The organism is Labrys wisconsinensis (assembly GCF_030814995.1).
GTDB lineage: Bacteria > Pseudomonadota > Alphaproteobacteria > Rhizobiales > Labraceae > Labrys > Labrys wisconsinensis.
The window spans coordinates 88,440-98,552 of record NZ_JAUSVX010000026.1 but is presented as its reverse complement, the minus strand read 5'-3'; the positions used below and the strand labels follow the sequence as shown (position 1 = coordinate 98,552).

General features: G+C 66.3%; 6 protein-coding genes. 2 read left to right on the top strand and 4 right to left on the bottom strand.

Translation table 11 applies throughout. The features are described 5' to 3' along the window. From QO011_RS39215 to QO011_RS39205, 3 genes are all read right to left on the bottom strand, one after another. A partial coding sequence (locus QO011_RS39215) for a beta strand repeat-containing protein (RefSeq protein WP_307285121.1) occupies nucleotides 1-5,292 on the bottom strand: 5,292 nt, incomplete at its 3' end. After that, complete coding sequence (locus QO011_RS39210) at nucleotides 5,289-6,056, bottom strand: hypothetical protein (protein ID WP_307285119.1); 768 nt, start codon at nucleotides 6,054-6,056, stop codon at nucleotides 5,289-5,291. The genes QO011_RS39215 and QO011_RS39210, both read right to left, overlap by 4 nt. Before the next feature lie 565 nt (nucleotides 6,057-6,621). Beyond that, a complete protein-coding gene (locus QO011_RS39205) occupies nucleotides 6,622-7,506 on the bottom strand; it encodes a DMT family transporter (protein WP_307285116.1) in 885 nt (294 codons plus the stop codon). Nucleotides 7,507-7,595: 89 nt separating this feature from the next. On the opposite strand from QO011_RS39205, the gene QO011_RS39200 reads away from it, so the two are divergent. Continuing rightward, a complete protein-coding gene (locus QO011_RS39200; protein WP_307285114.1) occupies nucleotides 7,596-8,456 on the top strand; it encodes a LysR family transcriptional regulator in 861 nt (286 codons plus the stop codon). Nucleotides 8,457-8,690: 234 nt separating this feature from the next. Here the strand turns inward: QO011_RS39200 and QO011_RS39195 are convergent, their stop codons facing one another. Continuing rightward, nucleotides 8,691-8,894: a hypothetical protein gene (locus QO011_RS39195; protein WP_307285112.1), complete on the bottom strand. Its 204-nt coding sequence runs from the start codon at nucleotides 8,892-8,894 to the stop codon at nucleotides 8,691-8,693. Nucleotides 8,895-9,054: 160 nt separating this feature from the next. Between QO011_RS39195 and QO011_RS39190 the strand changes: the two genes are divergently transcribed. Then, entirely contained in the window at nucleotides 9,055-10,113 is a 1,059-nt protein-coding gene (locus QO011_RS39190; RefSeq protein WP_307285108.1) for a LacI family DNA-binding transcriptional regulator, read from the top strand.

Below are 10,113 nucleotides of genomic sequence, written 5' to 3'. Positions count from 1 at the left end.
ATCGTCGCCGGTACCACCGAGCAGCGTGTCGTTGCCGGCCCCGCCATCGAGCCTGTCGTTGCCGGCGTCGCCGGTGAGCGTGTCGTTGCCGCTGCTGCCGGTGATGACGTTGTCGAGGCCGTTGCCGGTGCCGGCGAAGGCCGCGGTGCCGGTATAGGTGAGGTTCTCGACATTGGCCGCCAGCGCCGCGATGACGGCGAGCGTGGTGCGGATCTCGTCGGTGCCCTCGCCGGCATTCTCCGTGACCACGTCGCCGACGGCGTCGACGACATAGACGTCATTGCCGGCGCCGCCGATCAGCGTGTCATTGCCGGTGCCGCCGTCGAGCGTGTCGTTGCCGCCGCCCCCGTTCAGCGTGTCGGCACCGCCGCTGCCGCTGAGCACATCGTTGCCGGATCCGCCGGTCAGGACGTTGGCGGCGCTGTTGCCCGTGCCGGTGAAGGCGCCGGTGCCGGCATAAGTCAGGTTCTCGACACCGGTGATCAGCGTGTAGCCGGCCAGGGTGGTGATGACCGTGTCGGAGCCGCCGACGGCGGCCTCGACGATCACGTCGCCGATGGAGTCGACATAGTAGGTATCGGCGCCGAGGCCGCCGGTCAGGGTGTCGTCACCGCCGCGACCGTCGAGCACGTCGTTGCCGTCGCCGCCGTCGAGGGCGTCGTTGCCGGCACCGCCGGTGATGGTGTTGGCGAGGGCGTTGCCCGTCAGGATCTGCCCCGTGGTCGCCGTGCCGGTGAGGTTCTCGACATTGGCGCCGAGCGTGTAGCTGCCGAGCGTGGTGCGGACCTCGTCGAGGCCCTCGGAGGCGTTCTCGACCACGCTGTCTCCGGCGCTGTCGACGATGAAGACGTCGTTGCCGAGGCCGCCGATCAGCGTGTCGCCGCCGGCGCCGCCGTCGAGTGTGTCATTGCCGGAGCCGCCGTTCAGCGTGTCGCTGCCGCTGCCGCCGACGATGAGGTTGGCCAGGGTGTTGCCGGTGCCGGCGAACGCGCCGGTGCCGGTGAAGGTGAGGTTCTCGACATTGGCGCCGAGCGTGTAGCTCGCCAGCGTGGTCTGGATCGTGTCGGTCCCCTCGGCGGCGTTCTCGATGACGAGGTCGCCGGCGGCATCGACCCCATAGGTGTCGTTGCCGGCGCCGCCTCTGAGTGTGTCGTTGCCGGCGCCGCCGTCGAGGACATCGTTCCCCTCGCCGCCATCCAGGACGTCGTTGCCGCTGCCGCCGGCCAGCGTATCGTCGCCGCCGCGTCCGGTCAGGGCATCGTCCCCGGCGCCGCCGGAGATCGTGTTGGCGCGGGCGTCTCCGAAGAAGCGGTCGGCTCCGGCGGTCGCGGTGACAGACTTTTCCCACAGCACGGCATAGGACCAGACCGTGCCGTCGGAGAAGCGGACTTCATCGGCGCCCGCAGTCTCGGAAACGATCCTGCCGTCGAGGATCGTCCTCGTGGTCAATCCGTTGATCGACAGGATCAAATCTTCGCCGGCCGCGTCCTGCGACACCACGACGTCGCCGGGTGCGATGCCGGCGGCAAATTCGACGATGTCGATCTCCGAGGCGTCGCTTCCGCCGTCGTTGATGATGTCCGTGCCGTCCGCTCCGGCAATCACGTAGCGGTCGACACCCGCCCCTCCCGACATGGTGTCGTTGCCTTCGAGGCCGAGGAAACGGTCGGCGCCGCTGGTGCCGGTCAGCGTGTCGACGAAATTCGTGCCCCGGATGGTGATGACGCCGTCATTGCGGACCGCGTCCTCGATCCGGTCGCGGGACCAGGCCTGGCCGCCGGAAAAGATCACCTGCTCGATGCCGTTGAGCGTTCCGGTGAAATGTCCCAGGACTGTCAGTGTTTCGCCCGTGGCGAGGATGGTGACGACGAGGTTGCTCGAAGCGCGTGCGAAGGAGACGTCGCCGGGATTGAGCCCCTCGAGAACGACCTTGTCCGTCGCGGTCGGGCCGGCATTCTCCGTGATTGTGTCGTTGCCGGATCCGGCGCGGAACAGGTAGGTGTCGCCGCCCTCGCCGCCGTTGAGCTGGTCGGCGCCGCCGCGCCCGTCGATGACGTCGGCCAACGCTGTTCCCGTCAGGGTTTCGGCGGCCGACGTGCCGGTGATCGTCTGGCCATGAAGCCCGATCTTGGCGAGAAGATCATCATAGCTCCAGAGCGTGCCATCGGCGAAGCGGACGGCGTCGGCGCTGAAGCGGACGCCCTTCACGGCGTTCTCGAGCACGACGATATCGCTGGCGTTGACGCGCAGCTCGATACTGTCGCCATTCGCGACCACCGTCACCGCGGCGGCCTGGATGTTCGGTCCGAAGACGAGCGTGTCGATCTCGGTGGAGAGGCCGCCGTCGCGGATGGTGTCGCGGCCGTCGCCGAGGTTGAAGCGGTAGATGTCCTCTCCGGCCTTGCCGATGAGCAGGTCGTTGCCGGCGCCGCCGCCGATCTCGTTGGCGAAGATGTCGCCATAGATCGTCTGATCCCCGGATGTGGGGGCGCTGGAGCGTGCGAGGAGGTCCCGCATCGTCCAGACCGTGCCGTCGGCGAAATGGACTTCGTCCAGGCTGGCGGACGCCGTGATCAGGCGGTTCTGCAGGGTCAGCTCGTCGCCGCCGCTTCCGATGCGGAGCACGAAATCGCCGCCGCCGGCGGATTGCACCACGAGGACGTTCGTCGGCGCGATGCCCGTGCCGAGCTGGATGATGTTCCTGTCCTGGGTGATCAGCTCCTCGCGGATGATGTCCTTGCCGTCGCCGAGGTTGAAGACGTAGGTGTCGGCGCCCTTGCCGCCGGAGAGCAGGTCGTCGCCGGCGCCGCCCGCCAGGACATTGGCGCCGGCATCGCCGCTGAGGGAGTCGCGCCCGGCGCTCGGCGTCGTGCTGTAGGGCGGGCGAGGCCCGTCATAGTCGCGCATCGGCACCTGGCTGATCACCGTCGTCTCGAAGGTCCAGGCTCCGAGATCGGCGTCGGCGCCGTTCCCCAGGATGCGGATCGTGTCCGCGCCGTAGGTGACGAGGATGTCCTTGAACCCGCTCGCCCCGACGACGAGCTGCCTGGTCACCGCGGCGAGGTCGATGCCGTCCTGGAACACGATGCGGCCGCTGCTGTCCCTGATCGTGTCGGCTCCGTCTCCCGTGTTGAAGAAGTAGGTGTCGGAGCCCTCGCCACCTTCGAGCGTGTCGTTGCCGGTGCGCCCGTTGAGGAAGTCCCCGCCGGCGCCGCCGGTCAGCGTGTTCGCGGCGTCGGATCCCATCAGCATCAGCGAGTCGTCGTCGCCCGCGGCCGCCAGGGCTGCAAAGCCCGACGAGGCGAAGTCCTCGCCCAAGCCGTAGCCGATCGTCGCGAGCTGCTGCCGATAGACCGAGACCGGAACGGAGCCGCTCTCGATATTGGTATGGATGCCGTCGGCATTGGTGCCGGAATCGAGCGCATTGCTCAGGCCGAGCTGCGTCAGGCTGATGCCGAAGTCGCCCTGGTGCCAGTTGTTGATGGTGATCGTGTAGGGCTTGGCAGGATCCCCGGTCCGCCAGTCGACGGTCAGCGTCGTGCCGGAGAGCTGGTAGATCTCGCCCCACAGCCCGACGGTCCTCGTCTGCCAGTCGGAGACCCAGGCCGACTCGAAATTGCTGAGCTGGGCCAGATCGTTCGTGGCGAACAGCAGGCCCATGCTGATGCCGAAGAGATTGCCGGTGGCGCTGAGCGCGCCGGCATTCTTGAACATGTTGGCGACGGCCTCGGCATAATAGGTGTTGTAGTCGGCCTGGGTGATGTCCTGCCCGTAGCCGGCATACTCGCCTTGCGGGCGGAACAGCGCATGATTCGGGATGTCGCCCGCCCTGTAGACGTCGGTCTTGTCGTAGACGAAGGTGGCGCCGCCGATGAGCTGGTGGCCGTCGACGAACAGCATGGGAGCGTTGCGATTGTCCGCATCGATGCCGTCGTCGATGGTGATGGTGTTTTGTGTCGTTCCCACCGGTGTGCCATCGGCCGTGGTGGTCGCGAAGTTGATCTTGAGGTGGCCGGTGGCTGGGGGGGCGGCCTCGGTCGAGGCTTTGTAGGTCACCTCATTCTGGCCGGCCCCGAGATCTAGCTTCAGATTCTGCTTGCTAAAATTGCTCGGTAATACTGCTTTGTCTGCCTGATCAGTCCCTATGATCTTCTCGACATTGTAAACTGCATCGCGAGAACCCAGAGGGGCATCATCACTTTTCCGAACAAGTGCCCGATACCCAAATGCTCCTTCGGCTTCCAAGTAAATGGATATGTAAGCTGCGAAGCTCGCATAACTCAGGATATCCGACCCATCTCCGCCGTCTATGACCGCAAGTCCGCCTCGGGCAGATGCGGCGCTCCAGGAAGCGTCTGCATTGATTTCATCGCTCCCCGCTCCCGCGTGAACCATGGCATTGTCAGAAGTGAGCGTGAGGGCCTTGGAACCGGAGTCGGACCGCACGCTACCCACACTATACCATTGGGATTGGACGATGCCGGTGAAATCATCAAAGATGGATGCTCCAATGTCATACGCCGTTGCGACATCGTCACCGTAGGAGCCCTTAAGGAATACATTGGCAGCATCTGTGTTTTCTGTGCGAGCGATGTCTCCAAGGTCGCGAACCGCCAAATACGTGCCGAACTCTCCGGCCATAACTGTCTGAAGAAAACGTTCAAAGGTCTTTAGCTCAACCACCGTTTGTGCGATGGCGATCAGGTCGTAAACTCCAGATTCTTTTTTGAAATCCGACGTGCCGCGGGTCAAAGCCCAATCGCGGAAGAATGATCCGTCACCAAGATTTGTGAACAAGACCGTACCCGCCCAGGGGGAGTAGTTGTCGTTCCCAGTTGACGTTGCTGCAGGAAAAACCCTTGACGCTGCGCCGGCTGCGTCATTTAAACCGACAACATGGAGGCTAGGCAGAGAGGCTGTGGAAAGTGGAAGAGCATCAAATGATGTGTCTGTGTTTCCGTATAATAACTGCTTTGCGAAATTGCTGGCTATTTGATCCGAGGCGTTCTGTATAAGCTCAGAAATATCTTGAGCAGGACTTCCGTTGCGAATTTCGTACTGCCGAGCGGTATAGTCGCGAATATAGGCGGCGAATGCACCTTCGCTCCCATTGACTTTCTTTGCACCCTCAACCCAGATGTAGACTGCGGGATCTACAGTTTCATATCTTTCGCCGGTTTCAGGATTGGTGAGTGCTTCGTATACTAATTCGTAGGTTGACTGCCAATTATTCGCTAATCCTGCGATACGGATTTGCTCAAGGACGAAACTATCAGTGATGGAGAATGTCATTCAAAATCCCCTTCCCCTCGATCGATGAAGATATGACCAGCAATAGCTCGCGACAGCCGATCGACAGTCTGCCACGAACCTTCTGGAAATTCGTTCTCAGGCCATTGCCAAAACATTCTGATAAGCATGTCTTTGCTGTACTGCGTGAACTCGCAGTGCCGCCAAGGTGATCCCAGCCATCTGCATAGGATTGCGAGATTGCCCCTCAAAGGCGGGGAGCGATGGGAGCCCGGTAGTATATACAGGGTCTCGATCGGCTCCTCTTTCTGCAGATGATTGAAGGTTCTGCTGATTGGATAGGATGTAAAGCCGTATTCACTCGTCGCCGATGCGAGTGGGTAGCGATCGGTTGGCGGCAATTGTTCGCGTTGGTGCGGGCGAAGCCACCCCCTGACTCCCTCAATGAGTGGATTGTCGGACAAGATTTCGAAGGCCAGCAGCTTTGTTGGATTTGTGCGCGGGATGGCGTTCCAATCGAATGCGCCCAGGAAAGGCCGGCCCGGGGCTTTGTTCGAGGCGGGATTGGTCGAAAGGTTGACGGTGATGCCCGACCGGGAAGATCTGTCCTTGTCGAAGAAGGCTCTGGCATCATCTGCGTCCCCGATCACCTCCGCCAGCGACATCACGTGATATGTCCCGTCGTCGTACCTGCTGAACGATACATAGCCGTCGTCGGAGGGGGAGAAGGCGAGGCGCTCGTTGAAGATCTCGATGACGACCCGCCCGTCGGGCAGGGTGGCCCACGATGAGGTGGATCGAGCCATACAAGATTGAATTCCCAGGAGTAATGAAAATATTAATGTCAGGTATATCAATCCGAGTAAGCTGTATCCGCGATCTATAATCGATCTATTGTTTATTTTATGCATTGCGCTCTTCAGCCGTATTATGTCCACCGGTGCGGGCAGCCCCGGGCGAGGTCTTGCTCCGGAAGATTTTCGACGAGCGCGGGCGGCATGCTCGAATGTTCTGACGTCGGTCATCCTTGGCCGCGTCGGCGCGGGCGTACGGCTCCCAACTGACGCACCGCGACTTTGCGCAGGCGCTCGACGGGGCGCCGTTCAAGCCAAAACACGCAACCACTCGCCCGCGAGTGGCGCCAACGCCATCCGGCATGAAGCTCCCCCGAGCCCCGCACCCGCGCAATCTGGGTGCACTGCAACCGAAGCTAGCGTGCGGGTGCCGCTGCGGCAAGCTGCAAATCGAGGCGGCTGCAAATCGAGGCGGTCGTCGTGGTGACATCCGCCTCATCGGTGCGGTTCGATCCATCGATGTCGCGGCCGTTGTCGGGCACCGACGCGGCTGCGCGCTCCCTGACGCGAGGGCGCTCTACGCTGCCTTGCGGCTGCGCCCGCCGGAGGCGATGGCGATGCCGGCGAGCACCAGGACGAGGCCGAGGACCAGGGCGGGGCTCACCGGCTCGCCCAGCAGCAGCACGCCGAACAGCGAGGCGGTCACCGGGTTGACCGCCACCGAGACGGCGACCAGCGTCGGCGGCGCCCGGCCCATGGCATAGGCCCAGAGGAAGAAGATCAGGGCGCCGCAGACCGCTGCGAGATAGGCGCAGGCGAGCCATTGCGGGCTGGACAGGCCGGCGAGCTCGGTCAGGCCGCCGCGCAGGACGGCGAGGGCGGTCAGGGCGGCGGCGCCGACGCCCATGCCCGCCGCGGCGAAGGGGATGGGAGCGCTGCGGGTGATGAAGGGGCGCGACCACACGGTGTAGAGCGCCATGCACAGGGCCGCCGCCACCATGACGAGGTCGCCGCGCCAAGCGCCCGGCGGGGCGGCGGTGAGGCTGCCGGCGAGCGCCAGCGCGACGCCGCCGATGGCGACGGCGACGCCGAGGCTCTTGCGGGGGGTGAGCGGCTCGACGCCGAGCGCGGCGGCGGCGACCATGGTGAGCAGCGGCAGGGTTGAGAGGGCGAGCGCGCCGCGCGCGGCGGTGGTGAGCGCCAGCGCCGCATTGAACAGCACCGGGAACAGGCCGAAGAACAGCAGGCCCAGGCCGGCGACGCCGGGCCAGTCGCGCCGGGCCGGCCAGGGATCGCCCCGCCACAGGGCGAGCGGCAGCAAGATGAGGAAGCCGCCGGCGAAGCGCACGGCGCCTGTCGTGACGGCATCGAGCGTGCCGGCGAGGTAGCGCGTGGCGCCGACCGCGGTGCCGCCGAGGGCACTGGAGAGGACGGCGGCAAGGACGCCGAGCGTTTCGGTCATGGTGCGGTTCCTGGGCCTCGCCACAGGCGTAGGGCAGGTGCGCTCACGCGGGAATCGAATAAGGACAATGGCTCTGATAAAGCTTTGCTATGAGTACGCCCAATCTCGATCCCGAGCTGCTGCGCGCCTTCGTGGCGGTGGCCGACCGGCTGTCCTTCACCCGCGCCGCCGCGGCGCTGGGCCGCACCCAGGCGAGCGTCAGCCTGCAGGTGAAGCGGCTGGAGGAGCGGCTCGGGGTCGCCCTGCTGCGCCGCTCCACCGTGCGGGTCGAGCTCACCGCCGCCGGCCAGGGCTTCCTCGCCGATGCCCGGCGCATCCTCGACCTCGGCGACCACGCCCTGGCGCGGCTCTCCGGCCATCGGGTCAAGGGGCGGGTGCGCATCGGCGTCATGGAGGACTATGGCACGCGGGTGCTGCCGGCGCTGCTCGCCGCGGCGCGGTCGCAATATCCTCTGGTCGAGGTCGAGATGGAGGTCGGCCTCACCGCCCGCATGCTGCCGCGGCTCGGCAGCGCCTTCGACCTCGTGGTCGCCATGCACGGCGAGGGCGCCACGGAGGGAGCGTTCCTGCGCCGCGAGGCGGCGGCCTGGGCCGCGGCGCCGGGCCACGCGTCGGAGGTGGAGCGGCCGCTGCCGGTGGCCCTGTCCGAGCCCGGCTGCCTGTTCCGCGACTGGGCGATCGCGGCGCTGGAGGCGGCCGGCCTGCCCTGGCGCCTCGCCTCCGTCAGCCGCAGCATGGCGGCCGTGGAGGCCATCGTGGCACAGGGCCTCGCCGTCACCGTGCTGAAGCGCGGCATGCTGGGCCCTGGCCTGCGCGTCGTCGAGCACGGCCTGCCGGCGCTGCCCGGCGCCGAGATCCGCCTGCACCGCGCCCCCGGTCTGGCCCGCCCCGCGGCGCTGATGGCCGACCATCTGGCGCAGGGATTGCGGGACGGGGCCTCGGGACGGTGAGGAGCGGGCTCTTCCGGGTCACCCGTACGTAACCTCGGCACGTTTGGCGCAGCTCTGCCCGGTGTCCTTGCTTGAATCGCCTGCGTTCGCGTGGATGGGCGGATCAAGCCCGGCCATGACGGTTGCGGTTGGCGCAGCCGTCACCGTCCTTGCCGCCACCGTTCCGTCATGGCCGGGCTTGACCCGGCCATCCACGCGAACGCCAACGGACACGGAGGAGGGGCTTCGGCGTGCTCAGAGCCGCCGAGCCTGGGGCCGCGGGCCGCCGCCGAAGAGGCCGGCGAGCAGGTCGGACAGCCGGGTGAGCGTCGCGGCGGGGCGTGGTTGCTTGCGCGCCGGCACGGGTTCGGCGGCCTTCGGGGCGGGTGGCTGCTCCGGGGGCGCGTCGACCCACTGCCGGCGGTAGAGGTCGCGGAAGAAATAGCTGGCGGGAATCATGCTGGATTCTCCGTGGTTTGGCTTATGAATCGATTCAAAGTCGGGGTGCGTAAGTATTGAATCGATTCAAAAAAATACGCCGGCCGAATCGGATGTCAAGCGAAATTGAACCGATTCAAGCCCCGTGCTATCCCAGTCGGGCAACGGCGGGAGGTCTGCGTTGGAGAAGAACGTCAGGCTGGTCGACATCGCCCGCGCGGCCGGCGTGTCGCAGGGGACGGCGTCCAACGTCTTCAACCGGCCGCACCTCGTGCGCGCGGAAGTGCGCGAGCGGGTCGAGGCGGCGGCGCAGGCGATGGGCTATCGCGGCCCGGACCCGCGCGGCAAGATGCTGCGGGCCGGCCGGGTCAACGCCATCGGCGTCGCCACGTCCGAGCCGCTGCCCTATTTCTTCGCCGATCCCTTCGCCTGCGCGCTGATGACCGGCATTGCCGAGGCCTGCGACGCCCATGGCGCGGGCCTGGCGCTGGTCTCGGCCATGAACGACGAGCGGCTGGCCTGGAACATCCAGTCGGCGCTGGTCGACGGTTTCATCCTCCTGTGCATCGACGAGGGCGAGCGGCTCGTCGCCCTGACGCGGGAGCGCCAGCTGCCCTTCGTCGCCCTGCATCTCGGCCAGGACGACGAGACCATGTCGGCCATCGGCATCGACAATGCGGCCGGGGCGAAGCTGGCGGCGCGCCACCTCACCGAGCTCGGGCACCGGCGCTTCGCCATCCTGTCGCTGCCCTTCTCGGACGAGCGCTACGGCATCATGCTGCCGGGCGAATTGCGCTCGGCGGTCTACACCACCTCGCGCGACCGGGCGCTCGGCTATCTCGCCGCCCTGGCCGAGGCCGGCATCGAGGCGCGGCGCGTGCCGATCTACGAGACGCAGAACGAGCCGGAGAGCATCCGCGCCGGCCTGGAAGTCCTGTTCGACGGCCCGGAGCCGCCGACGGCGCTGCTCGCCATGTCGGACCGCATCGCGCTCGAGGCGCTCGCCTGGCTGCGCCGGCGCGGCATCGCCGTGCCGGGCGCGGTCTCGGTGATCGGCTTCGACGGCGTGCCGGCGGGCGAGACCTCCGACCCGCCGCTGACCACCATCGCCCAGCCGATCGCCGAGATCGGCCGGCGCGCGGTCGACATGATCCTCGACCATGACGGCGCGCCCGAGCGCGAGACGCTCGCCGTCACCCTCGCCCGGCGCGGCTCGACAGGCCCGCCGCCGGCATGGTGA